This window comes from Halorubellus sp. JP-L1, from assembly GCF_011440375.1.
GTDB lineage: Archaea > Halobacteriota > Halobacteria > Halobacteriales > Natrialbaceae > Halorubellus.
The window spans coordinates 334,902-358,733 of sequence record NZ_JAAOIR010000002.1 but is presented as its reverse complement, the minus strand read 5'-3'; the positions used below and the strand labels follow the sequence as shown (position 1 = coordinate 358,733).

Annotated in this window: 23 protein-coding genes and 1 tRNA gene; 10 read left to right on the top strand and 14 right to left on the bottom strand. The window is 69.6% G+C overall.

The genetic code is table 11. The features are described 5' to 3' along the window. Window positions 1-17: 17 nt before the first annotated feature. Window positions 18-191, bottom strand: a complete 174-nt coding sequence (locus tag G9C85_RS10265) for a hypothetical protein (protein ID WP_166039615.1) — start codon at window positions 189-191, stop codon at window positions 18-20. A gap of 187 nt (window positions 192-378) precedes the next feature. Between G9C85_RS10265 and G9C85_RS10260 the strand changes: the two genes are divergently transcribed. Continuing rightward, window positions 379-1,497 carry a PrsW family intramembrane metalloprotease gene (locus tag G9C85_RS10260; RefSeq protein ID WP_166039613.1) on the top strand — a complete coding sequence of 373 codons (1,119 nt, stop codon included), beginning with the start codon at window positions 379-381 and terminating at the stop codon, window positions 1,495-1,497. On the opposite strand, the gene G9C85_RS10255 is transcribed toward G9C85_RS10260, so the two are convergent. Next, entirely contained in the window at window positions 1,485-2,096 is a 612-nt protein-coding gene (locus tag G9C85_RS10255) for a riboflavin synthase (protein ID WP_166039611.1), read from the bottom strand. The genes G9C85_RS10260 and G9C85_RS10255 overlap by 13 nt on opposite strands. A 180-nt stretch (window positions 2,097-2,276) precedes the next feature. Between G9C85_RS10255 and G9C85_RS10250 the strand changes: the two genes are divergently transcribed. Further along, entirely contained in the window at window positions 2,277-2,552 is a 276-nt protein-coding gene (locus G9C85_RS10250; protein WP_166039609.1) for a hypothetical protein, read from the top strand. Window positions 2,553-2,592: 40 nt separating this feature from the next. On the opposite strand, the gene G9C85_RS10245 is transcribed toward G9C85_RS10250, so the two are convergent. The 5 genes from G9C85_RS10245 to G9C85_RS10225 form a co-directional block, all read right to left on the bottom strand. Further along, complete coding sequence (locus G9C85_RS10245; protein ID WP_166039607.1) at window positions 2,593-3,663, bottom strand: hypothetical protein; 1,071 nt, start codon at window positions 3,661-3,663, stop codon at window positions 2,593-2,595. A 119-nt stretch (window positions 3,664-3,782) separates the two neighbouring features. Further along, window positions 3,783-4,244 (bottom strand): arsenic resistance N-acetyltransferase ArsN2, encoded by a 462-nt coding sequence (gene arsN2 / locus G9C85_RS10240; protein WP_166039605.1) that lies wholly within the window; start codon window positions 4,242-4,244, stop codon window positions 3,783-3,785. Window positions 4,245-4,338: 94 nt separating this feature from the next. Beyond that, on the bottom strand, window positions 4,339-5,529 hold the full coding sequence (locus G9C85_RS10235) for a M24 family metallopeptidase (RefSeq protein WP_166039602.1): 1,191 nt from the start codon (window positions 5,527-5,529) through the stop codon (window positions 4,339-4,341). Between the two features lie 7 nt (window positions 5,530-5,536). Continuing rightward, entirely contained in the window at window positions 5,537-7,393 is a 1,857-nt protein-coding gene (locus G9C85_RS10230; protein WP_166039600.1) for a UvrD-helicase domain-containing protein, read from the bottom strand. Between the two features lie 580 nt (window positions 7,394-7,973). Beyond that, window positions 7,974-8,150 carry an HVO_0416 family zinc finger protein gene (locus G9C85_RS10225; RefSeq protein WP_166039598.1) on the bottom strand — a complete coding sequence of 59 codons (177 nt, stop codon included), beginning with the start codon at window positions 8,148-8,150 and terminating at the stop codon, window positions 7,974-7,976. A gap of 170 nt (window positions 8,151-8,320) precedes the next feature. Here G9C85_RS10225 and G9C85_RS10220 point away from each other — a divergent pair, with 170 nt between their 5' ends. Next, window positions 8,321-9,136: a molybdopterin-synthase adenylyltransferase MoeB gene (locus tag G9C85_RS10220; protein ID WP_166039596.1), complete on the top strand. Its 816-nt coding sequence runs from the start codon at window positions 8,321-8,323 to the stop codon at window positions 9,134-9,136. A 26-nt stretch (window positions 9,137-9,162) separates the two neighbouring features. On the opposite strand, the gene G9C85_RS10215 is transcribed toward G9C85_RS10220, so the two are convergent. From G9C85_RS10215 to G9C85_RS10205, 3 genes are all read right to left on the bottom strand, one after another. After that, entirely contained in the window at window positions 9,163-10,098 is a 936-nt protein-coding gene (locus tag G9C85_RS10215; RefSeq protein WP_166039594.1) for an ABC transporter substrate-binding protein, read from the bottom strand. 103 nt (window positions 10,099-10,201) lie between these two features. Further along, window positions 10,202-10,420, bottom strand: a complete 219-nt coding sequence (locus tag G9C85_RS10210) for a hypothetical protein (protein ID WP_166039591.1) — start codon at window positions 10,418-10,420, stop codon at window positions 10,202-10,204. Between the two features lie 23 nt (window positions 10,421-10,443). After that, window positions 10,444-11,424, bottom strand: a complete 981-nt coding sequence (locus G9C85_RS10205) for a hypothetical protein (RefSeq protein WP_166039589.1) — start codon at window positions 11,422-11,424, stop codon at window positions 10,444-10,446. Window positions 11,425-11,514: 90 nt separating this feature from the next. Between G9C85_RS10205 and G9C85_RS10200 the strand changes: the two genes are divergently transcribed. The 5 genes from G9C85_RS10200 to G9C85_RS10180 all read left to right on the top strand — a co-directional run bounded on the left by G9C85_RS10200 (window position 11,515) and on the right by G9C85_RS10180 (window position 14,937). Continuing rightward, window positions 11,515-11,892 (top strand): Rid family detoxifying hydrolase, encoded by a 378-nt coding sequence (locus G9C85_RS10200; protein WP_166039586.1) that lies wholly within the window; start codon window positions 11,515-11,517, stop codon window positions 11,890-11,892. Beyond that, window positions 11,892-12,092 carry a hypothetical protein gene (locus tag G9C85_RS10195; protein ID WP_166040911.1) on the top strand — a complete coding sequence of 67 codons (201 nt, stop codon included), beginning with the start codon at window positions 11,892-11,894 and terminating at the stop codon, window positions 12,090-12,092. Before G9C85_RS10200 ends, G9C85_RS10195 begins: the two co-directional genes overlap by 1 nt. A gap of 56 nt (window positions 12,093-12,148) precedes the next feature. Beyond that, window positions 12,149-12,230: transfer RNA gene (locus G9C85_RS10190), tRNA-Ser, on the top strand. A 320-nt stretch (window positions 12,231-12,550) separates the two neighbouring features. Further along, window positions 12,551-13,978, top strand: a complete 1,428-nt coding sequence (locus G9C85_RS10185) for a PAS domain-containing sensor histidine kinase (RefSeq protein WP_166039584.1) — start codon at window positions 12,551-12,553, stop codon at window positions 13,976-13,978. A 113-nt stretch (window positions 13,979-14,091) separates the two neighbouring features. Continuing rightward, a complete protein-coding gene (locus G9C85_RS10180) occupies window positions 14,092-14,937 on the top strand; it encodes an SOS response-associated peptidase (protein ID WP_166039583.1) in 846 nt (281 codons plus the stop codon). 30 nt (window positions 14,938-14,967) lie between these two features. On the opposite strand, the gene G9C85_RS10175 is transcribed toward G9C85_RS10180, so the two are convergent. Beyond that, window positions 14,968-16,719: an alkaline phosphatase gene (locus G9C85_RS10175; protein WP_166039581.1), complete on the bottom strand. Its 1,752-nt coding sequence runs from the start codon at window positions 16,717-16,719 to the stop codon at window positions 14,968-14,970. A gap of 321 nt (window positions 16,720-17,040) precedes the next feature. On the opposite strand from G9C85_RS10175, the gene thsB reads away from it, so the two are divergent. Continuing rightward, complete coding sequence (thsB, locus tag G9C85_RS10170) at window positions 17,041-18,708, top strand: thermosome subunit beta (RefSeq protein ID WP_166039579.1); 1,668 nt, start codon at window positions 17,041-17,043, stop codon at window positions 18,706-18,708. Window positions 18,709-18,834: 126 nt separating this feature from the next. Here the strand turns inward: thsB and G9C85_RS10165 are convergent, their stop codons facing one another. From G9C85_RS10165 to lrp, 3 genes are all read right to left on the bottom strand, one after another. Continuing rightward, entirely contained in the window at window positions 18,835-20,187 is a 1,353-nt protein-coding gene (locus tag G9C85_RS10165) for an LLM class flavin-dependent oxidoreductase (RefSeq protein ID WP_166039577.1), read from the bottom strand. Between the two features lie 102 nt (window positions 20,188-20,289). Further along, window positions 20,290-21,630: a carboxylate--amine ligase gene (locus tag G9C85_RS10160; protein WP_166039574.1), complete on the bottom strand. Its 1,341-nt coding sequence runs from the start codon at window positions 21,628-21,630 to the stop codon at window positions 20,290-20,292. A 157-nt stretch (window positions 21,631-21,787) separates the two neighbouring features. Continuing rightward, on the bottom strand, window positions 21,788-22,246 hold the full coding sequence (lrp, locus tag G9C85_RS10155) for an HTH-type transcriptional regulator Lrp (protein ID WP_166039572.1): 459 nt from the start codon (window positions 22,244-22,246) through the stop codon (window positions 21,788-21,790). Window positions 22,247-22,371: 125 nt separating this feature from the next. Between lrp and glnA the strand changes: the two genes are divergently transcribed. Continuing rightward, window positions 22,372-23,724, top strand: a complete 1,353-nt coding sequence (glnA, locus tag G9C85_RS10150; protein ID WP_166039570.1) for a type I glutamate--ammonia ligase — start codon at window positions 22,372-22,374, stop codon at window positions 23,722-23,724. The last annotated feature ends 108 nt before the right edge of the window (window positions 23,725-23,832 follow it).

The following is a 23,832-nucleotide window of genomic DNA, read 5'->3' as shown; positions in this document are numbered from 1 at the left end:
GACTCGGCCCTAAGAAGTCAGTCGTCTGCGACGGCGTCGGCGTGGGAAGCGGCGCGGAGAGAATGAGAGGCGTCGGCGGCGGGGTCGTCTGCTGGTCGGTTCGAGAGCGTCGGTACGCGTTTTCGGTCTGTCTCGTCCTCGGGTGTCGGGAGCCCCGGGAAGAGAAGGTTGCTGTTGTCCTCGTCTGTCATTAGCATGCTGTCTCTCTCTTCGTTCCTAATGAACTCCCCCCTTAAACAACTTATGGGAACTAATAGCATACAAGGGACCTGAAGGACGGGATGGAATGGAGTGGCGACCGGGAGTCCCGCGTCGGATTCGCAATCGGGCGGTCCCGTCGGGGCAACGACTATGGGACGGCTCCCGCTACTGGCGTGCATGAAACGGGGCCGGGACCCAGTCGAACGCGCCGCGTCCGACGACGAGGACCTCCAGGAGGTCGCGACCTGGGAACCACGTACGTGGCTCGACCGCGCCGCCGCCGCGTTCACCGGGAGCCTCGTCCCCGCCGCTCGGGGCATGCTCGTCGTCGCCGCGCTCGCGTTCACCGCCATCATCCTCCTCGTCTCCAGCATCGACACGCCGCGGCTCCCAGTCGTCGCCCTGTTCGCCGTCGTCTCCGTCATTCCCGCGCTCGCACTCGCCGCGTACGTGTACGTCGCCGACGTCACCACGCAGGAGCCACTCGACCTCCTCGTCACGACGTTCGCGCTCGCGTTCCTGTTCGCGAGCTTCGCCGCCGTCGTCAACACCGCCGCCGAAGGCGTGTTCTTCGCGTTCGGCGGCTTCGGCGTCGTCGCGTACTACCTCTTCGTCGTCGCGCCCGGCGAGGAGATCGTGAAACTCCTCGCGGTGCGCTTTCACGCGTACGGCGACGGGCGGTTCGACGCCGTCGTCGACGGCGCGGTGTACGGTGCGGTCGCCGGACTCGGATTCGCGGCCATCGAGAACGCGATCTACGTCACCGGGTTCGTGCAGACCGCGACCGCGGGCGCCATCGTCGACCAGGCGATCGACATCACGCAGCGGCGCGCGCTCGCCGGCCCCGGGCACGTCATCTACTCCGCGATCGCCGGCTACTACCTCGGGCTCGCGAAGTTCAACGAACGCCATCGGGGCGCGCTCGTCGTCAAGGGCATCGTCGTCGCCGCAGGGCTGCACGCGCTGTACAACATCAGCGTTGGAGTCGCCCCCGCCGTCCTCGGCGAACTCCTCGGCGTCGGCCGGTTCGCGGCGTTCGTCCTGTTCGTCGCGGTGTTCGACGGCGCCGCCGGCGGCTACCTGTTCCTCAAGCTCCGCCGGTACCGGCGCGCGTACGACCGCGTCGGCGCCGGCGGCGGCTTCGATCCGTCGACGCCCGTGGACGCGACCGAGGTCGATCCGTCGACGGACGCACCCGCCATCGAGGGCGGCGCGGTGCGAGCGCGCTCGACCCGCCGGTCCGACGGCGACGGACCGACCAGCGACGCCGGACGCGACGGCGATCAGTCCCGGTAGCCGGAGAGCAGGGACGCGACGTACTTCCCGACGACGTCGACCTCCAGGTGGACGGGGTCGCCGACTGCCTTCTCCGAGAGCGTCGTCACGTCGTATGTCGTCGGGACGATCGCGACCGTCACCCGCGGCCCGTCGTCGGTCTCTCGGAGGTCGGCGACGGTGAGGCTGATGCCGTCGAGCGTGATCGAGCCCTTCGCGACGACGTAGTCCGCGTACTCGTCGGGGAGCGCGAACTCGAAGAACCAGTCCTCGCCGCCCGTGGAGTCGACGTTCGTGACGGTCGCGACGGCGTCGACGTGTCCCTGGACGATGTGGCCGTCGAACCGGCCGTCCGCGGGCATCGCCCGCTCGAGGTTCACGACGTCGCCCACCGTGACGTCGCCGAGGTACGTCTTCTCGACGGTCTCCTCGGCGAGGAACACCTCGAACGTCTCGTCGTCGAACGCTTCGACCGTGAGGCAGACGCCGGAGACGGCGATGCTCGCGCCGTGCGCGACGTCGCCGAGCACGCGGTCCGCGCGGATGGTGAGCCTGCGGCCGTCCTCGGTCTCGGTCGCGTCCGCGACCGTGCCGGTCTCCTCGACGATGCCGGTGAACATGCTCGCGCCTTCGGCCGAGCGCCGGATAGCGGTGTCGGTCGAATCGACTGTCGACCACTGGATAGCGGTGTCGGTCGAATCGACTGTCCTGAACCGGATCGGCTGTCGATGGTCGAATCGACTGCCGAACTCGGGCACGTCCCGGCGCGTTTTTACTCGCCGAGACGCTATGGGCGACCAATGGCCCGTTCGCTCGCCGAGCAGTTGTCGTTCGCGACCGCCGCCGTCATCGCGGCGCCCATCGCGCTCGCCGGCCTGGACATGACGCTGCGCGGCGAACTGACGTGGGGGCCGGTCCTGCTCGGCGTGAGCGCCATGATCCTGCTCGTCGAGAAGTACGTCACGACCCCGCAGGACCTCCCGGGGGTGGCGCTCGCGAAGGCCGCCGGCGTCGTCGCGAAGGAGCCCGAGGACGACCCGGAGTCGCCGGACGCCGACTCCCGACGGTCGCAGTAGTCTCCGGTTGCACGCGACTCAGTTCCCCGTCGCTCGCGGCCTAGTTCTCGGTCGCTCGCCACTCGCGCGCGTAGCCCGCCATCTCGTCGGCGAGTGCCGCGCGGCCGGCGGCCCACGCTTCCAGGTCCTCGTCGAGCGCGCGCTCCCATGCGGCGACCTGCTCGGCGTCCGCGTTGCTGGCGAGTCGCATCGCTTCGCGAACGACGCGGTCGGGTGCGGCGGGCGAGTCGCCGTCGCCGCGGAGGACGGCGCGGACGTGCTCGGGGTCGTCGGCGAGCGTGAACCGCGAGTCGGGGATGCGCCGGGAGAGCTTCGGGTGGCCGTCGAGACCCGGGACGAGGCGCGTGTACAGCGCGTGCAGCGTGCCGTCGGTCGGGCAGCGCTCGCGGACGCCCTCGACCATCGGTCGGAGGCTGCGTTCGTCCGCGCCCATGACGATGCAGTTCGCGGGATAGTCGTCCTTCACGAGCGGGTGGAGCATGTCCGCGATCATCAGGAACCCGTCCATGCGGCGCGTGAACGCGCTCGGCTCCCAGTCCTCCGGCATGTCGCTCTCGCCGAGGTCTGGGGCGTTCACGCCGGCGTCGTCGTACGCGTCGCGGTTCGCGGCCTCCCAGGCGGTGTTCTCGAGGTCGGCCGCGGCCCGGTCCCGGTCGGGGTCGGCGTACCGCGACAGGTGGTACGCGGTGTGAGCGACGTCTTCGGCGCCGTACTGCGTGCGGAGGCGGCCCTGCTCGCGGTCGAACCCGAGCGAGTCGACGAGTTCGACGAACCGGCGGGCGCGCTCGCGGACGACCGAGAGCGCGTAGCCGTCGGTGCTGTACGGCTCGAAGTCGGCGACGAGGAACTGGACGTCGAACCCGGCGCGCTGGAGCGCGACGGCGGTCTGCATCTGGCCGAGCGTCCCGAGGTGCGGCGGGCCGGTGACGCTCACGCCGAACGTGCAGATGCCGTCGGTGCCGTGGTCGGCGACGAACTCGCCGGCGTCCTCGCCGACCACGAACCGGCGGCGGGTCTCGGCCGGCGAGAGGTCGCCGAGGGCGAGGTCGTCGACGGAGTCGTAGCGCTCGCGCTCGCGGAGGGCGTCGTAGTGGGTTTCGAGCGTGACCATGCCCGCAATCGTTTCACCTGTCAGTAAAGTGTTACTCTGTGACTAGGTACCGATGCACGAACGGCGGCGTGGCGAGGGGTTCCCTGGCCGGTGGCCGACCGGAATCCGGGTCACCGCGCCTACGGCGAGGTCCGCATGCACGTCGCCGAACTCGGGCAGAGGTCCGCGAACTCCGCGGTCCCCTGGAGCGAGTCCGGGGCCTCCGCCCGATCGACGACGTCGTACCCGCGAGCGGCGAAGAAGTCGGCGGCAGTCGTCGTCAGGAGGTAGAGGTCGGTGACGCCTGCGTCATGGGCCTCGCGCTCCAGCGCGTCACAGATCGCGGTCCCGTACCCCTCGCCGCGGACGCGGTCGCGGACGACGAGCGACCGCAGGAGGCCCGCCGAGTCGTGGACTTCGACGCCGCCGACCCCGACCGCGTCGCCGTCGTCGAACGCCACGTAGAACGCGTCGGGCTTCTCGCGGACGTCGTCGGCGGGGAGGTCGTTCGCCGCGAGGAGCGCCTCGACGTCCGCGAGCCCCTCGACGTCCCCGAGTGCGTTGCCGCTCGCCGGTTCCAGATCGACGGTCGCGTCGCTCATACGTCGCCATACGACCGGGAGGCCGGTAAGCGCTTCCCAGATGCTCGGTGAACGCGAGTCGAATTCGAGTCCGCGACCGCGACCGAACTCCGCGTCAGGGCTCGAGCGACCGGTCGGCAGTGCCGAGGCGCTCCGCGCCGTCGACGGTGACGACCGCGAGGTCCGCGACCCGGACCACGCCGTCCGGGCCGCTCGCTGTCGCGTCCAGCGCGAGCACCGCGCCCTCGGGAATCTCGGCGTCCTCGGCCAGCGGGGGCTCCCTGCGGTCCAGCCCAACGCCGTGCGCGTCGAACACGCTCTCGGGCGCGTCGAACCCGTACGCCGTCAACTCCGCCACTCCCTCGCGCTCGACCGCCGCCACGGTCGCGCCGGGCTCGAGTTCCGCGAGCGCCGCGTCCACCGCACCGTCCGCAGCGAGCTGGGCGCGACGCGTCCACCCGCCGTCGCCCTCGACGATCAGCGTCCGCACCACGCGCCCGTGGTAGCCGTCGCGGTCCCGGGGCGCGATCGCGAGCACCACCGGCTCGCCCGGCCGGATCGCCGCGTCCGACCCCGGCGTCGCGTCCGCGCCCGCCCCGACCGCCACCACGCCCGGGTCGACCCCGCCGGCGGCGAGTTCCGCGGCGACCTCGCGACGCAACCGCTCGGTCGTCACCGCCATCCCCTCGAACGCGAGGTGATCGTCTTGCGGGTCGTGGTCGGACTCGCCTCCCTCCACGGCAGCGCCGTCACCACCGTGCCCGTGCCCGTGCCCGTCGCCGTGCTCGCGCTCGCTCTCCCGGAGGACGGTCCGGGCACGTGCGACCGCGGCGTCCGCCGCCGCCTGCACGGAGCGCTGACGCAGTCGCTCGCGGTCGGTCTTCGCGACTCTCGCGTCGTCGACGACCGCCGTCGACGCCACCTCGAACCCGCGGTCCTCCAGGTACAGCGCCGCGTCGTGCGGGACCGTCCGCGGCGCGAGCACCGTCCCCGACCGCCCGAGGTCGTCCAGCGCCACCGCGACGCGCTCGCCCGTCGGCACGTCGCCGCCGCCGGGGAGGACGCGGTCGCCCGGGAACGACTCGCGCGCCGCGTCCGGGTCGTCCGGCGCGAACAGCATCGACTGCTCGGGCGTCACGCACACCGCCAGTTCGCCGTCCACGTCGCTCGCTCGCGCCAGATACCGCAGTACGGGGTCGTCGCTCGAACCGGCGTGCACGAACGCCGTCGCGTCGCGCGCCGCGAGCGCCTCCCGGACCGGCGCGTAGTCGACCGCGAGCGCACCGGCGTCCCCATCGCTCGTCATCGTTCGCCTAGTCCGCGGCCTCCATCGGCTCCTTCGCCTGATCGATGAGGTCCTCGATGTCCGCGCCCGTCGGTTCGTTGTTCAGGAGCACGTCGATGGGGAGCGTCGGCGCCCCGTCCACGAGGTTCTCCAGGAGCACGAGGCGCTCGCGAGCGCGCGACATCCCGACGTAGAACACGCGACGCTCGTTGTCCGTCAGCATCGGCACCGGGCTCGTCGTCTTCGTGAACTCGCCCCCGCCCGGGACCTCGTCGGGGTCCGCGGTCGCCGCCATCTGCTCGACGACCTTCTCCGTCAGGTCCGTCCCGACGAACACGTGGTCGGCCTCGCGACCCTTCGCCGAGTGAATCGTCCCCAGCCGCACCGTATCCCGCGGCAGCCCGTGGTAGTCCGGGCTCGCGAAGTACGCCTTCATCGTCTTCTTCTGGAACGACGTCACCTTCCGCACCATGTCCGACGCCGACGCCGGCCCCGGCATGAACGGCACGTGATCGGAGATCACGTCCGCGTCGATCTCGAGGTCCGTGAGGTCCTCCACGCCGGACTCCTCCTCCAGTTCGTCGACCGTGTCGAAGAGGTTGTCGCGCTCGTTCGTCCCGAACGCCGAGTCCGCGAGCATGTCCGCGAGCCGGCGCGCCTGCAGGCCGTTCACGGGGCGGTCCTCGTCGACCGCCTCGACCGCCATCACGTAGTCGTTCAGTCGATCCGTCCACATCCGCTGGTCCGTGAGGCACTTGAAGGGAATGCCCTCCGTGATGAACTCGTCGATGAACTGGAACATCTGGTAGCGCGCCCGGAACAGCAGCATCACGGTCTCGGGCTCGTCGTCGTCCATCGTCTCGTCGACGGTCCGACGGACGTTCCGCACGAGGTCGAGCATCGACGGACGCTGCACGGCCTCGACGACCCCGCCCTCCTTGCGCGGCTTCAGGTCCTTGTCCTGACGCTTCTCGATGTGTCGGATCTCGCGGTTCACGACGTTCAGGACGTTCGACGGCAGCCGGTAGGAGTTCGGGAGGATGACGTCGTCGTCCGGGGCCGCCTCCAAGAGGAGGTCGGGGTCGGCGCCCTGCCACGCGTATACGACCTGGTCGTCGTCGCCAGCGATGAGCACGCCCGTCATGTGCGGCTTCCACTCCTCGTACACCTCGTGCTGGAGCTTCGTGATGTCCTGGAACTCGTCGATGACGAGGTACTCGACGTTCGGGAGCAGCGACCGCTGCTTGACGCGCTCGAGCATGTCCGCGAACCCGATGACGTCGTGTTTGCCCTTGTACGACCGCCAGCCGCGGATGGCGTCGGGGACGTCGATGCGGTCGTCGTCGCTCGGCCACGTCGGCGTGTACTTGTTGCCCTCCTGTGCGTTGTCGTCGATCTCCGGCGGCAGCCGGACCTCTTCCTCGTTCCACTGGAAGGGGACGTCGTACCAGTCGGCGACCTCGCGGTTCGTCCGCTGCAGCCACTGGCTGGTCGCGATGATCTTGTTCCCGATCGTCGTCGACCGCGCGGTCCGACGGCCGGCGCCGCCGTACTCGTCCTCGAACTCGATGCCGAACTCGTCGCAGAACTCCTCCTTGTCGTCCTCGCCGACGACGTCGCCCCGGGAGAGGTTCAGGAGGTCGTACGCCTTCGAGTGCATCGTGCAGACGTTCCCCTGGAGCGCTTTGGGGTTCTCGTCGAGGCGTTCGGCGAGCCGTTCGCGGATCTCGGCGGCGGCGGCGCGCGTGTAGGAGACGACGAGGATGTCGCGGATCTCCGTGTCGTCGTCCGAGAGGATCTCTTCGACCTTGTCGAGGAGGGCCGTGGTCTTCCCGCTGCCGGGACCACCGAACAGACGGGTCAGGGTCGCGTCCGAATCGGTCATTGTACCTATCCTGGGCCCGAACCTTCATAAGGACCGTGGGTTCGGACGAGCGCTCTCGGGCGATGTACGGCCGCTCCGGGTCGGTACGGAGGATGCGGAACTCGACCACGTCACGTCGGCTGCCGGAGGTGTCCTTCGGCGAGACGCCGGATGCCAGAGGCGTCACTCGGCGTCGCCTGGAAGGCGGAGGAGGAGAGCGGTCGACGAGCGGTGCGCCGCAGAGTTCCCTGGGCGATGCTAGTTGTTGCGCGGAGAGCGGGCCTCTCGCACGTCGCTACCGTCGCGGATCTTGTCCTTGCAGTCGGGGCACACGCGGGGGTTCTCCACGCCCCGCGGTGTGAACACCCGTGCGTATGCATCCGTGACGAAGGACCCGCAGTTTTGACATTCCGGCATTTGAGACTCCATCTTCCTGTAGGGGAATAATCTGTATTAATGGTACCGCCGCTCGTGGTAGTCGTGCGCCATAGCCACCAGTGAGAGCCGATGGAATCGCCAGAGGGAAGAGGCACCATCGGCGTTCGTTTCCCCCTCGGTGCAGCGGAACGAACCGGTTCGCGGCGGATCTGGCCCTGCTATGTCAGGGATGCCAACCGCAGACGCTGCACTCCACCGCGTCGTCGTCGTGGAGCGCCATGCACTCCGGGCACTGAAGTTTGTTGTACTCTCGCTCCCACCCTACCGGCTTCGTCTCGTGACCGCGGTTCTCGAGGAATTCGTCGAACACGTCGTCACCGGAGTCGGGTGCGGACGCCATATATCGTGGTAACGCATGGCACCCTTATAAAATGTGCTCCTCGGACAGTCCGCGAGGGAACCGAACACCCAGTCCGGAGCAAGTCGAAAGCTTCCGGTAGCCACGACCGCACCTACCACAACACCGCTTCGACCCGTCGGACTTTTCGCGTCGGACGCCCTAGAGCGGCCGTGACCGACCTGAACCTCGACGCCACGCAACTCGACCGGTACTCGCGGCACGTCGTGATGGACGAGGTCGGCCCCGACGGGCAGGCCGCGCTCCTGGACGGGAGCGTCCTCGTCGTGGGCGCCGGCGGCCTCGGCGCTCCGGTCGTCCAGTACCTCGCGGCCGCGGGCGTCGGGCGACTCGGCATCGCCGACGACGACGTCGTCGAGCGGTCGAACCTCCAGCGGCAGGTCGTCCACGGCGACGACGACGTGGGCCGCCCGAAGGTCGAGAGCGCGCGCGAGTTCGTCACGGCGCTCAACCCCGACGTGACAGTCGAGACCCAAGAGACCCGCGTGTCGCGCGACACCGTCTCAGACCTCGTCGACTCGTACGACGTCGTCGTGGACGCGACAGACAACTTCGCGACGCGGTACCTCCTGAACGACGCGTGCGTGCTCGCGGACACCCCGCTCTGTCACGGCGCGATCTACCGGTTCGAGGGACAGGCGACGACGATTCCGGCCGGCGGCGGCCCGTGCTATCGGTGCCTGTTCCCCGAACCGCCCGAGCCGGGGACGGTCCCGGACTGCGCGACGACGGGCGTCCTCGGCGTCCTCCCGGGCACAGTCGGGTGCGTGCAGGCCACGGAAGCGATCAAGCTCCTCACCGGCATCGGCGACACCCTCACGGGCCGGATGTTCACGTACGACGCCGCGGACCTGTCGACCGACGAGGTACCGTACCGCGCGAACCCGGACTGTCCGGTCTGCGGCGACGACCCCGTCGACTCCGTCGCGAGCCAGACGTACCAGGAGACCTGCGCCGTCCCCGAGTAAGTCCGCGATCGCGGACGCGCTACCAGTTACGCCTCCGCGCGCAACTCGTCGAGCGGCCGTGCCGCGTCACGCGGCGGCGCGTCGAACGCCTCGGGGTGGAGCATCGCGGCGACGTGCTCGACGGTATCCACGATTCTCGGTCCGGGTCGGTTCGCGTAGTGGTGGCCGTCGAGCGCCCACGTCCGCCCCGCCTTGACCGCGGCGAGGTCGGTCCAGCCGTCGCGGCCGGTGAGCGCGTCGCGGTCGCGCGCGGTCTGCTCGAGGCCGAACCCGCAGGGCGCGGCGATGGCGACCTCCGGGTCGTACGCGACGACCTCCGAGAACTCGCGTGGGCGTGCGTTCTCTCCGGGGTCGACCATCCCGTACGCGCCACCGGCGGCGTCGACGACGTCCGGCATCCAGTGCCCGGCGACCATCACGGGGTCGAGCCAGTCGAACACCGCCACGCGCGGGCGCTCGCCGCCGGTGCGGTCGAGGTGGGTCGCGACGCGCTCGCGGACCGCGTCCACGCGCTCCCGGAGGTCCGCGGCGACCTGAGCGGCCGCGGCCTCCTCGTCGACGGCCGCGCCGACCCGTTCGACGTCCCCCACGACGTCGTCGAGCCGATGCGGGTCCGTCGTCACGACCTCCGGGTTCGCGTCGATCCGCGAGACGGCGTCCTCGACGAGCACCGAGTCGACCGCGCAGACGTCGCAGATCCCCTGCGTCACGATCACGTCCGGGTCGAGGTCGTCGAGGACGTCCATGCGGATGCCGTACACGCCATCGCCCGAGGACTCGGCCTCGGCGACCTGCGCGTTGATGTCGGCGCTATCGGCCTCCGGGTCCACGTTCGCGTAGTTCACCGCCGGCAACTCCGCGGCCGCGGGCGGATAGTCGCACTCGTGGGACACCCCGACCGGCTCGACGCCGACGGCGTACAGGATCTCCGTCGCCGACGGCAGCAGCGACACGACGTTCATAGCTGCGGGTTCGTAGTCGAGTGACAAAACGCCACGCGTTCGTCGCCGCCGCCGGCCAGTGGAGCGACGGCGTCACCGCATCAATCTGGCGTTGGCGACGGCGTCACCGCGTCAATCCGACGACGCTAAACAGGAGGCCGGCGACGACGAGCGGCCAGAAGTCGGGGAGGACGACGCCGACGAGGCTGACGTGGATGCCGAACAGGATGAGCTTCGGACCGGTGAGCAGGCGCTCGTCGGCGCGCTCGGCCTTCGCGGCGCGCACTCGGGAGAGCGGCGAGCGTCCCGATAGCTCGGACGAGTCCGCGGACGGCTTCGACATACGACGCCGTAGCGAGCGCAGCCCTATGAATGCCGCCCTCTGGCCGCCCCGTACCGGACGGTGAGGAACCGACGGCCGTACAGCCACATCTCGTGGGTCGCGACGACCGCGTCACCGCGTCCGCCGTCGGCGTCGGCGTCCCCCTCGCCGCCGTCGCCGCCGTCGCCGGCGATTCCAGCGAGCGCGCGTTCGCGGTCGACGGTGGGGCCGTCGTCGCGCGGCGTCGCGTCGGCGGGCCAGACGCGGAACCGCTGGTGCATCGGAAGCCGCCAGTCCGCTCGCCGCGTCGACCAGTACAGACCGGGGTGGTCGGGCGCTCGCGTCGTCAAGCCGATACGCGTCGTCAAGTCGATACCGACGTCGTCGCGACCGCGGAGCGCGAGCGCGGTCGGTTCGAGGACGGTGGAGAGCGTCGCGTCGGGGAGCGGAACGGCGACGTTGACGTACCGACGGTCGTCGTGGACGTGCGACCCGTACACTGCGACGAACACCGCCTCGCCCGTGTCGACGTCCGTGCGCACCCAGAGGCGTGCGTCCTCGACGCGGTCGTCGACGCGCCCGCCGCGGCGGGCCGCGTCGGCGTCGAGCGCGTACAGGTCGTTCCGGACGACGCGGACGCGGTCCGGCTCGCGCGGCCCGGGGAGGTTCAACTGTTCGACCCGGCTCGTGAGGGGTGCCGCGAGCGCGGCGCCGGTCCGGAACGGCCGATGCCACTCCGCGCCGACGGTCGTCCGGTACTCGCTCGTCCGCTCGTAGAACCGCCGGACCCCGGCGGCGACTTGCGTGGTGTCGAACTCCTCGCGTGCGTACGCGTCGAGGTCGTCCATCTCGCCGCGGACCGGATCGCCCGCGAGCCCCGAGCGCTCGTGGAACGTGCCGCCGACGCGACCGGGAGCGCGAACGCGAGCGAGCGGGACGTCGTCGACACGCGCCGCCGCCAGCCGACGCGCGCCGACGCCCGCCGCGAGCGCCAGCGCTCCGGCGAGCGCGCGGCGACGGTTCATGTCCCGGAATCCGCTCGCGGCAGGCAAAAGTCCGCGGGAACCGACGACGACCCGCCAGTCTTTATAGGGAGTCCGCGAGTGCGTTCGCGCATGAAGCGAATCATCAGCACGGACGACGCACCGGAAGCGGTCGGCGCCTACAGTCAGGCGACGACGAACGGCGACCTCGTGTTCACCGCGGGCCAGATCCCGATGACGCCCGACGGCGAACTGCTCGACGACGAGGACGTCACGACACAGACCCGCCAGAGCCTCGAGAACGTCCAGGGCATCCTCGAAGAGGAAGGCCTGACGATGGAGGACGTCCTGAAGGCGACGGTGTTCCTCGCCGACATCGAGGACTTCGAGGAGATGAACGCCGCGTACAAGGAGTACTTCGTCGACAACCCGCCGGCGCGCTCGGCAGTGCAGGCGGGCGCGCTCCCGAAGGGCGTCGACGTCGAGATCGAGGTCATCGCCTCGCAGTGATGGACGCCGCGGCGAAGGCCGCGGCCCTCTGGGGGCTCGTCGGCGCGCTCGCGTTCCTCGTCCTCCACCAGGGGTACGTGCTCCTCGGGAACGACGGCATCGGCATGCTGCCCGCGATCGGCGTCGCCGTCCTCGTCGGCGTCGTCGCAACCGGCGCGAGTTACGTCGGCGAACGGTACTTCGCAGCCCGCAAGCGGTAACGAGCTTGCGCCGAAACAAAGCCCTTAAATTACCGAGTCGGGTATCGTCGTACGGAGCCAGGATGGCCGAACGGTAAGGCGCACGCCTGGAAAGCGTGTTCCCGTATGGGATTCAGGGTTCAAATCCCTGTCCTGGCGTTTCTTCGCCGTCGCAACGAACGAGGAGCGCCAGCGACGAGCGAGTCGCGACGGCGAAGAACGCGAACCAGGGGATTTGAACCCTACGAGTCGCAGCGCTCAAGCGGAGCGAGGGCGATCGTCTCGTATCGGTTCGAATCCCTGTCCTGGCGCTTCTGAACCGGACTAACGAACGGTGAGCGATAGTGGTGACGAGCGTCGCGAGTGGGCTGTCGAGTGTGAGTGAGGGGTGTCGGCGGTCGGCATCGTGGGTTGCGTGGTGCGTTTCGAGAGCTGTGTTGCCGCGAGTGCTTTTGAGGGCGGGGGGTGTGGTTGGGGTCGTGTTCCGCGAGTTCGCGTCGGGTGTGGAAGCGACGGCTGGCGTGAGCGTGTGCGCCGTTGGCGTGGACGTCGCGGGGTTGTTGCCGGAGTGCGACGTGAACGAGGTGGCGGACGTGGATGCGGTGGTGACGGCGGCGGCGGTGGGGGTGGTGGATTGCGTGGTGGTGGGGCCGAGTCCGCCGACGATGTCGCTGTCGGCGTTCGTGGATGCGGTGGCGGAGGTGGCGTCGCGGGTGCCGGTGGTGGTGGTGACGCACGGCGGTGACGGCGGGGTGTCGGGGGCGTTGGCGGCGGGTGCGGACGAGGTGGTGGACGTGACGCGGGCGGGTGCGGGGGAGGTGCTCGCGCATCGCGTGGAGCGCGCGGTGGCGTACGCGGGGTCGCGCCGGGCGCTCGGGGAGGCGGAATCGTTCTTCGAGCAGGCGCTGGATTCGATGATGGACGCGTTCTACGTGTTCGACGACTCGGGGCGGTGTCGCTACTGGAATTCGGCGCTCGCGGACGTGACGGGACTGGGGGACGCCGAGTTGGAGGGGCGGCCGGCGCCGGAGTTCGTGGTGCGCGAGGACCGCGAGCGGATCGCGCGCGCCATCGCGATAATCCTGGAGCAGGGTGCGGCGACGGTCGAGGTCGACCTGGAGACGGCGGCGGGAGAGGCGCGGCCGTACGAGTTGACGGGGACGCGGCTGTCGGACGGCGACGGGGAGCCGGTCGGGTTCTGTGGCGTCGGCCGGGACGTCTCCGGGCGCGAGCGCCGGGAGCGCGAGTTGCGCCGGCAGGCCGAGCAGTTGTCGGTCCTGAATCGCGTGCTCCGGCACGACATCCGGACGACGGCGAACATCGTCGCGGGGTACGCGGAGACGCTGCCGGACGAGATCGAGGCGGCCGAGGAGATCGCGGCGGCGGCCCACGACCTGGTGGCGCTCGGCGAGCGCGCTCGCGAGCTGGAGCGGGCGTTCGAGACGGACGTGACGAAGAAGCCGTTCGATCTGGCGCCGCACCTGCGGCGGACCGTCGAGGGACTTGAAGAGCCGTACGACGCGGCGTTCTCGACGTTCGCGCCGGAGGCGCTGTGGGTGTCGGTGAGCGACCGCATTCCGTTCGTGTTCGAGAACGTCCTGGAGAACGCCGCGGAGCACAACGAGGGCGACACGCAGCGCGTGGACGTGGTGGCGCGCGAGGAGCATCCAGCGGACGGGGACGCGATGGCGGTCGTGGAGGTGCACGACGACGGGCCGGGGATCCCCGAGCACGAGCGCGAGGTGTTCGACGCGACCGCGGAGACGCCGCTGAGTCACAGCGACGGCCTGGGGCTGTGGCTCGTGAACTGGCTCGTGGAGGACGAGGGTGGGTCGGTCGACGTGACGACGGACGCGTCGGGGACGAGCGTCACCGTTCGATTGCCGCTCGCGGACGACCGGGACTGAGGGCGAGCGGAGGACGACCGGAAGACGCGCAGCTGACGGCCGGAGGACGTGCCGGCATCGAACGGGTCGCCGGCGACGGTGGGCCTATACTGGTTGCTCGCGTACGCGAGGGTATGTGCGGCCGATACACGTTGACGGTTCCGGCGAGAGACCTCTCGGAGCGCTTCGGCGTGCACGTCCCCGAGCGGTACGAGCCGCGGTACAACGCGGCGCCGCGGCAGTCTCTGCCGGTCGTCCGGACGGGCGTCGACGTCGACGACGAGCACGACGAGGAGGGCCACGGCGGCCACGACGATGCCGCGAGCGAGGCGGCCACTGGTGCGCGCGACGGCGACGGCGTGGGCGTGGCGTTCCACGAGTGGGGGCTGGTGCCGTCGTGGGTGGACGAGCCCGACGACGCGGCGCGACCGATCAACGCGCGGTCGGAGACGGTGCGCGAGAAGCGGTCGTTCCGGGAGGCGTTCGAGCGACGGCGCTGTCTCGTACCCGCGGACGGGTTCTACGAGTGGGTCGAGCGCGGTGGCGGGAAGCAGCCGTACCGCGTGACGCTCGGCGACGAGTCGGTGTTCGCGATGGCGGGCCTGTACGAGGTCTGGGAGGGCGAGGTCGCCCAGTCCAGTCTCGCGGCGTTCGGCGCGGGCAGCGGCGACGACGCGGGCAGCGGCGACGACGCGGGCAGCGGCGACGGCGCGGGCAGCGACGGCGACGACCGGCGGCGGCGCGTCGAGTCCTTCACCGTCCTCACCACGGAGCCGAACGACGTCGTCGCGGACCTCCACCACCGGATGGCGGTCGTCCTCGACCGCGAGGACGAGTCGACGTGGCTCCGAGGGGACCCGGACGAGGCCGCGTCGCTCCTCGAGCCCTACGGCGGCGACATGCGGTCGTACCCGGTGTCGACGGCAGTCAACGACCCCGGGAACGAATCGCCGGGGCTGCTCGACGCAGTGGAGGTCTGACCGGCGACGACAGCCAGTCGACGTCGGCGATCAGCGCTTCCGTCGCAGCCGATGCTCGCCGTCGGGGACGACGTACTCGGCGAGCGTGCGCCTGGTGGCGTCCTCGCTGTTCTCGGTGCTGTCGACGCTGTACGCGGTGTACCTCGCTTCGTCGCGCGTGAACTCGACGACGGCGTACCCGTGCTCGTGCCAGTCTACGAACGTCAGGTGCTCGTTCTCGGCCGTTGCGAAGTCGTCGACGTCCTCGTCGTCGAGCCACGTCGGGTACGTGAGGACGTCCGCGGCGTTCGTGCTGGAGATCGCGGGCGTGAGGAGTTCCACGCCGACGCGCGGGCCGCGGTCGCCGCGCCCGAACTCGCCGTAGTGCCCGTGCTGGATGCCCGCCATCGCGCAGTGGAGGTCGCCGGTGAGCGTCACGAAGTTCCGCGGGCCGTGCCGGCGGAGGTGCCGCATGAGCTGGTGGCGTTCGTGCTGGAAGCCGTCCCAGGCGTCGTGGAGGACCTCCACCTGGTTCCAGCCCTCGCCGTGCGTGAGCGGCATCGTCAGGACCTCGTTCAGCCACGTCGTCCACCGCGCCGTCGAGTTCTTCGTCCAGTCCTTCCACCACTGCTTCTGTTCGTCGCCGAGCATCGTCCGACCGCGTTCGTCCTCCCGGAAGCACGTCACGACGTCGCCGCCGGGGCACGGCGGGCCGTCCCGGAACAGTCGTTCGTCGGTGACGGCGAGGTCGACGAGGTCGCCGAACTCGAGCCGGCGCCAGAGCCGGAGCTGGTCGTGGAGGTGCTCGGCGGACGGGTCGTAGTCGACGCGCATCGGGACGTGCTCGACCCACGCCTGGATGCCGTTCGCGGTGACTTCCATCGCGAACTCGGGGTCGTCGCCGCGGCGCTTGTTCGGGAGGACGGGCGCGTCGGCGGCGGCGTCCCAGTAGCGGTCGTTCCCGACCTCGTGGTCGTCCCAGCCCGCGATCACGGTGTGGCGTTCGAGCGCTTCCTGGAGGAACCGGTCGCGCTTGTACCGATCGTACAGGTACCGGAAGTCGTCCAGTGTCTCGGCGAGCGGCCGGCCGCTGGGGAGCGACAGCTGTCGGTCGTCGGGCACGGACCGCCCGGGTGCGGTGTACTGGCCGTTCGCGGACTCGTAGACGAAGTCCCCGAGGTGGACGAGGTAGTCCAGTTCCTCCTGGGCGACGTGGTGGTGGGCGCCGTAGTAGCCGTTCTGGTAGTCCTGGCAGGAGACGACGGCGACGCGGAGGGACTCGGGGCTGGCGTCGGGTTCGGGGAGGGTTCGGAGGCGGCCGGTGCGCGTGGCCGTCCCGTCGTAGACGAACCGGTAGTGGTAGAACGAGTCGGGGGTGAGTTCGCCGTCGAGGTCGACCTGGACGGTGTGGTCGTGGTCGGCCGCGTACCGGCCGTTCGGGATCACCGTCGAGTGCTGGACGTCGGCGAACTCGGGGTCGGTCGCGACCTGGAGGACGAGGAATCCGTTCCCGGCCGCCGCCGACGGCGCGACGCGCGTCCACGCGATCGCGCCCGTGGGCGTCGGCCCGCCGCTCATCACGGACTGCGGGAAGACCTCGTCGGGATCCGCGGTCGCGTCGACCTGGACGCTCGCGGGGTCGACGGACGCCAGGTCGCTCGCGGCGACGGGCTGGACGAGGTCGCGGTCGCCGAGGATGGACGCGAGCCCGCCACCGGCGGCGGCGGTCGCGACCGATCGAAGGAACCACCGGCGGTCGGCGTCGTCCGGCGATCCGTCCGTCGGCGAGTGGTCTTGGGGCATCGGGAGCGCACGTTCCGCCCCTACCCGGTTAGTTATCGGACCGTTAGTCCACGCTTCGCGGGCGACACAGAGCGTCTACCGAATCGAACCCGGGGTTCCGTCGTGCTACCGGCTCGCGAACACAGCGCCCATCCACTATATAAAGTAGGGGCTGCACCGGCAATCCCCGCATATCGAAGCGTGGTAACACGACGCAAACTAGCTCGTAGAAGGTCGTTACGTCGGGTGGTTTCTCCCCATCCATCGTCTGGCCTCGGCGACGTGGCAGATTCCAAATAAGGCACCTTTATTACGAATCACATTCATAGATGCAGGTGAACTATGAGTCAGCGAATGGCCCAAGGCCAGCCCATGATCGTAATGTCGGACGAATCCCAGCGCGTCAAGGACAAGGACGCGCAGGAGTACAACATCTCCGCCGCACGCGCCGTCGCGGAGGCCGTGCGTTCCACACTCGGTCCGAAGGGGATGGACAAGATGCTCGTCGACTCGATGGGCGACGTCACCATCACGAACGACGGCGTCACCATCCTCAAGGAGATGGACATCGACAACCCGACGGCCGAGATGATCATCGAAGTCGCCGAGACCCAGGAGGACGAAGCCGGTGACGGCACCACGACCGCCGTCGCGGTCGCGGGCGAACTCCTCAAGAACGCCCAGGACCTCCTCGAGCAGGACATCCACCCGACGGCCATCATCAAGGGCTTCCACCTCGCGAGCCAGCAGGCCCGCCAGGAGGTCGACGACGTCGCGGAGCGCGTCGACCCCGACGACGAAGCGCTCCTCCAGAAGGTCGCCGAGACGTCGATGACCGGCAAGGGCGCGGAACTCGACAAGGAACACCTCGGTCAGCTCATCGTCGACGCCGTCTCCCAGGTCGCCGTCGCGAGCGACGAGGAGACCCTCGTCGACATGGACTTCCTCAACATCGAGACCCAGACGGGTCGCTCCGCGAGTGAGAGCGAGCTCCTGAAGGGCGGCGTCGTCGACAAGGACCCCGTCCACGACGACATGCCGAAGACCGTCGAGGACGCCAAGGTGCTCCTCCTCAACGAGGCCGTCGAGGTCGAGGAGGCGAACGTCGACACCGAAGTCAACGTCACCGACCCGAGCCAGCTCCAGCAGTTCATCGAGCAGGAGGAGGCTCAGCTCCAGGAGAAGGTCGACCAGATCCTCGACACGGACGCGGACGTCGTCTTCTGCCAGAAGGGCATCGACGACATGGCCCAGCACTACCTCGCGAAGGAGGGCATCCTCGCCGTCCGTCGCGTCAAGAAGTCCGACATCGAGTTCCTCTCGGAGATCCTCGACGCCGCGATCGTCTCCGACCTCGACGACGTCTCCGAGGCCGACCTCGGGTTCGGTGACGTCACGCGCGACGACGAGGACGAGATGTTCTACGTCACGGGCGACGACGACGCCCACGGCGTGACGCTCATCCTCCGCGGCTCCACGCAGCACGTCGTCGACGAGCTCGAGCGCGGCGTCACCGACGCGCTCGACGTCGTCTCCTCGACGGTCCGCGACGGCCGCGTGGTCGCTGGCGGTGGCGCCATCGAGGTCGAGGTCGCGAACCGCCTGCGCGACTACGCCGACAGCGTCGAGGGACGCGAGCAGCTCGCCGTCGAGGCGTACGCGGACGCCCTCGAACTCGTCCCGCGCGTCCTCGCCGAGAACGCCGGACTCGACAGCATCGACACGCTCGTCGAGCTCCGCGCGGCCCACGAGGACGGCGAGAAGCGCGCCGGCCTGAACGTCTTCAGCGGCGACGTCGTCGACACGTTCGACGCCGGCGTCGTCGAGCCCGCGCACGCCAAGGAGCAGGCGCTGACCTCGGCCACCGAGGCCGCGAACCTCGTGCTGAAAATCGACGACATCATCTCCGCTGGCGACCTGTCCACCGACAAGGGCGACGACGACGGCCCCGGTGGCGCCGGCGGCATGGGCGGCATGGGCGGCATGGGTGGCATGGGCGGCGCGATGTAAGCGCTGTTCAGGCCAACGAGACTCCCACCAATCGGCCGACGTACTGACTCAGAACACGCCGATTTCTTCTTTCGCGCGCTCGGTCACGGAGCCGTTGGCTCGTCGGACGGAGCGACTGCCGCTCGTTCAACCGTCCTGCTTCGCGGGATGCGTGTCGCTGAGGCGGTCGCGACCGAACAGGTTCCCGCGGAGGGTGTCGGCCTCGTACGTCTCGCGGAGGAGGTCGCGGTCGCGGAGTTCGGGGACGACGAGGTCGACGAAGTCAGTGAGTGTCTCGGGCCGCGCGACCTCCTTGACGTTGAAGCCGTCGACGCCGACGTCGCGGTACCAGTACTCGATCTCGTCGGCGACCTGCTCGGGGGTGCCGACGACGACGGGCGACGTCGTGCCCAGGCCGGCGAACTCGGCCATCTCGCGGACCGTCCAGTCGCTCTCGCCGCCGGCGAACGCGTTGACGGTGCCCTGGATGGCGTCGGTCTCGATGTGCTCGATCCGCTGGTCGGGGTCGAGTTCGCTCAGGTCCACGTCTACGAACCCGGAGAGGAGCGTGAGGACGCCCTCGACGTCGACGGCGTCTCGATAGCTCTCCGCCTTGGCTTCGGCGAGCGCTTCGGTTGGGGCGACGATGGGGACGATGCCGGGGAAGAAGGCGAGTTCGTCGGGGTCGCGGCCGTGCGCGGCGGCGCGCTCCCGGAGGTCCGCCACGTACGCCTCGACCTTCTCGGGCGTCGGCTGGGAGACGAAGACGGCTTCGGCGTTCTTCGCCGCGAATGCGCGGCCCCGGTCGCTCGACCCGGCCTGGTAGACGACGGGCGTCCGCTGCGGGCTCGGCTCGCAGCCGTGCGGACCCGGAACCCGGAAGTGCTCGCCGTCGTGGTCGATCGCACGGACCTTTTCGGGATTCGAGTAGCGGCCCGAGTCGCGGTCGCGGACGACGGCGTCGTCGTCCCAGGAGTCCTCCCAGAGCGCGTAGCAGACGTCCATGAACTCCTCCGCGCGGTCGTAGCGCTCGTCGTGGTCCATGCGGTCGCCGACGCCGAGGTTCGCCGCCGCGGACTCGAGGTAGCTCGTGACGACGTTGAACGCGACGCGGCCGTCCGTGACGTGGTCGAGCGTCGAGAACTCCCTGGCGAGCTGGTAGGGGTGGTTGTACGACGTCGACTTCGTGACGGCGAACCCGAGGTGGTCGGTCGCTTCGGCCATCGCGGGCACGAGGTACGCGGGGTCGTTCGAGGGCGTCTGGACGGCGCGCTCGATTGCGGGGTCGCGGTCGTCGCCGTAGACGTCGTAGATGCCGCGAACGTCCGCGAAGAACACGCCGTCGAACCCGCCGCGTTCGGCGGTCCGGGCGACCTCGGTCCAGTACTCGCGGTCGGTGTACCGCGCGGACTGGTCGCCGGGGTACCGCCAGGAGCCGACGGTGACGTGCTCCACCGCGTTCATCGTGAAGAGGTTGAGGTGGACGTGGTCGTCGGGCATGCCGACGCGTACTGCAGGGACGGCGTAAGGGACCGCGATTGCGGCGACATTCCCCGGCGACCCCGACGGCCTCGCGGGACCGGAACGCGACCGCGTCGGCGGTCAGCAGGCGCAGTAGTACTCGCGGAGCCCGAGTTCCGTCCGGAGGAGCTGGTAGGTCGGGTCGGGGTCGTCGGGGCGGTAGACGCCCGCGACGACGTCCGTCGTCGCGTCGTTCGCGTGCGATTCGAGTTCGGCGGGCGTGGCGACGTCGCCCTGGACGAGGGCGTACCACTCCTCGCGCGAGAGGACGTCCCCGCCGTCCCCGGCGACCGCCTGCACGTAGTCGGCGAGGAACACCCAGCGCGGGTCTCGAGCCGGTCCAGGCTCGTCGTGTGCGTCGACCGCGTCCGGGTCCGCGACCGCGTCCACGTTCGCGACGGCGTCCGCGTTCGCGACCGCGTCGGCGTACGCAGCCATCGGGAGGTTCGCGCCCGCGGCGACGGGCAGCGAGATCCACTTCCAGGGGCGCGTGTTGACGTCGAGGAGCACGTACGCCTCGCGGTCGCGGTCGTAGACGAACTCGCTCTCGCTGATGCCGTGGTAGCCCGCGTCGTCGAGGACGGCCGTCGCGCGCTCGCGGAGCGCGGGGTTGTCGACGACGTCGACGACGCAGGACGTCCCGTACCCGCGCGGGTACCGGACGCGAGCATTGCCGACGACGCCGAGGACGTCCCCATCGGGGCCGCGGTAGGACGCGAGCGAGCGGTCCTCGCCCGTGGCGACGTCCACGCGCTCCTGGGCCATCACGCGGATGCCGTCAGCGGCCGCGCCGTCGACGACCTCCCGGAACTCGTCGCGGTCCGCGACCTCGACGACGTTCGTCCCCACCGCCTCCTCGAACTCGCGCTTGCGAGCGGGCTTCACGACGAGCGGGAACCCGAGTTCGGCCGCGGCCTCATCCGCAGTCCGGACGGGCGGGCCGTCGCCGTCGACGCCCGCCTCCTCGATGCGGTACGTCTCGGGATAGGGGACGTCCAGGCGCTCGCAGCGCGCGTACAGCGCCGTCTTGTCGAGCACGCCGTCGATCGCGTCCACCGCGAACGGCAACCGGACGCCCTCGGGGTCCGCCGCAACCAGCCCGTGCACCCACTCGTCCATGCACGCGAACGCGACCGGGTCGTCCTCGAGCGCCCCCGAAATCGCCTCCAGGTCCTCCCGGAACCCGTTCACGTCGTCGAGCGGGTACGTCACCGCGCCCGCCGCCGCGACCGCCGTCGACCCCGGCGCGACGCCGTCCGGCGTCCGGTCCAGCGCGATCACCGGCACCCCGTGCGCCGAAAGCGCCCGAGCGACGCCCAGGCCCGTCACGTGCGCGTTACAGACGATCGCCGGCGGCCGATCGAACGACCGCGACGCCAACTCTTGGACCAGTTCAGCGGTCGTGGCGAAGCGCGTACTCATGACTCACTCATAGCGCGAACTCGCGGAAAGAGGGTTCGCATTCGGCAGACACCACCGCCGAATCGAACGCGAAACGACGACCTGGCGGTCGCCGTACGCTGGAACAGTCAGTCGCGGAAACGGCGACCTCGCGGTCGCCGTACGCTGGAACAGCCAGTTACTCCTCTACGTCGAGCGTGAACTGTTCGTTCTCGTTGACGGTGTTGAGGACGACGCTGGTGTTGGACTCGTTGATGTCGGGGTCGGTGAGCAGCGCCTTGATCTGGTCGTTCATGCCGTCGGTGTCGGTGAACTTCCCGATGGCGACGACGTCGTAGTCGCCGGTGACCTCGTAGACGCTCGTCATCTGCTTGTGCCCCTGGAGGCGTTCGGTGATGTCCGGGAGCGCGCTCCCTTCGACCTTCAGTTGGATGAACGCGGTGACGTCGTACCCGAGTTCGTCGTAGTCGACGATCGGCGTGTATCCCCGGATGACGCCCTGGTCTTCGAGGTCGCTGAGGTGGTTCGAGACGGTCGTCACGGAGACGTCGAGATCTTCGGCGAGCGACCGGAGGCTCGCGCGACCGTCGCCGAGTAGTGCATTCACCAACTTCGCGTCGAGATTTTCGTACGTCATTACGTTGACTTCGTACCTGGAGGGTTTAGAACTTTACGAACGTGCAATCGCTCGAAGAGATTCTAAAGTTTGCGCTCATCACTAAGGTTTTTGTGCTGGAAGTCAATTATCGATTCGAGCATAAGATGACAAGCGGTAACCTCTCCGAGAAGGAGGAGGCGGTACTCGAGACGATCGACGAGGAGAACATCGACTTCCTGCGCCTGCAGTTCACGGACATCCTGGGGACGGTCAAGAACGTGTCCGTGCCCGCACGGCAGGCGGAGAAGGCGTTCACCGAGGGCATCTACTTCGACGGGTCCTCGATCAACGGCTTCGTCCGCATCCAGGAGTCCGACATGCGTCTCGACCCGGACCCCGAGACGTTCGCGGTCCTCCCGTGGCGGTCGAAGGCGGACGGCGGTGCCGCGCGCCTCATGTGCGACGTCATCAACACGTCCACGGGCGAGCCGTTCGCGGGCGACCCGCGCGGCGTCCTCAAGACGGCCATCCAGCGCGCTGACGAGCTCGGGTACACCGTCAACGCCGCGCCCGAACCCGAGTTCTTCCTGTTCGAGGAGGACGAGGACGGCCGCGCGACGACGAAGACGAACGACGCCGGCGGCTACTTCGACCTGGCGCCGAAGGACCTCGCGCAGGACGTGCGTCGCGACATCATCTTCGGCCTCGAATCCATGGGGTTCGAGGTCGAGGCGAGCCACCACGAGGTCGCGGAGGGCCAGCACGAGATCAACTTCGAGTACGACGACGCGCTGTCGACGGCGGACAACGTCGCGACCTTCCGCGCGGTCGTTCGCGCCATCGCGTCCGAGCACGGCCTGCACGCGACGTTCATGCCGAAGCCGATCGCGCGCATCAACGGCAGCGGGATGCACACGCACTTCTCGCTGTTCCAGGACGGCGAGAACGCGTTCCACGACGGCGACGACGAGTTCGACCTGAGCGAGACCGCGAAGCAGTTCACGGCCGGCATCCTCGAGCACGCACCCGCGATCGCGGCGGTCGCGAACCCGACCGTGAACTCCTACAAGCGCCTGGTGCCGGGCTACGAGGCACCCGTGTACGTGGCGTGGTCCGACCGGAACCGCTCGGCGCTCATCCGGAAGCCGGCGGCGCGCGTGCCGGCGGCGAGCCGCATCGAGGCGCGCTTCCCGGACCCGTCCTGTAACCCCTACCTCGCGTTCGCGGCGCTCATCCACGCGGGCCTGGACGGGATCGAGCAGAAGATGGACTGCGACGAGCCGGTCCGCGAGAACATCTACGAGTTCGACGAGGCCAAACGCGAGGAGTACGGGATCGAGACGCTCCCGGAGAACCTCGGCGAGGCCCTCGACGCGCTCGAGGCCGACGAGGTCGTGCAGGACGCGCTCGGCGAGCACGTCACCGAGAAGTTCCTGGAGGCGAAGCGCGCGGAGTTCCAGGACTACCGCGTCTCGGTCTCCGAGTGGGAGAAGGAACGCTACCTCGAGAAGTTCTAGCGGCCCCGCACTCGCTTCTTTCGACGCCGTTCGACCGCGAGCGACCCCAGCAGCGCTGCCGACCGCGAGCGACCCCAGCGGCGCTGCCGGTCGTGGTGCGTCGCCGTC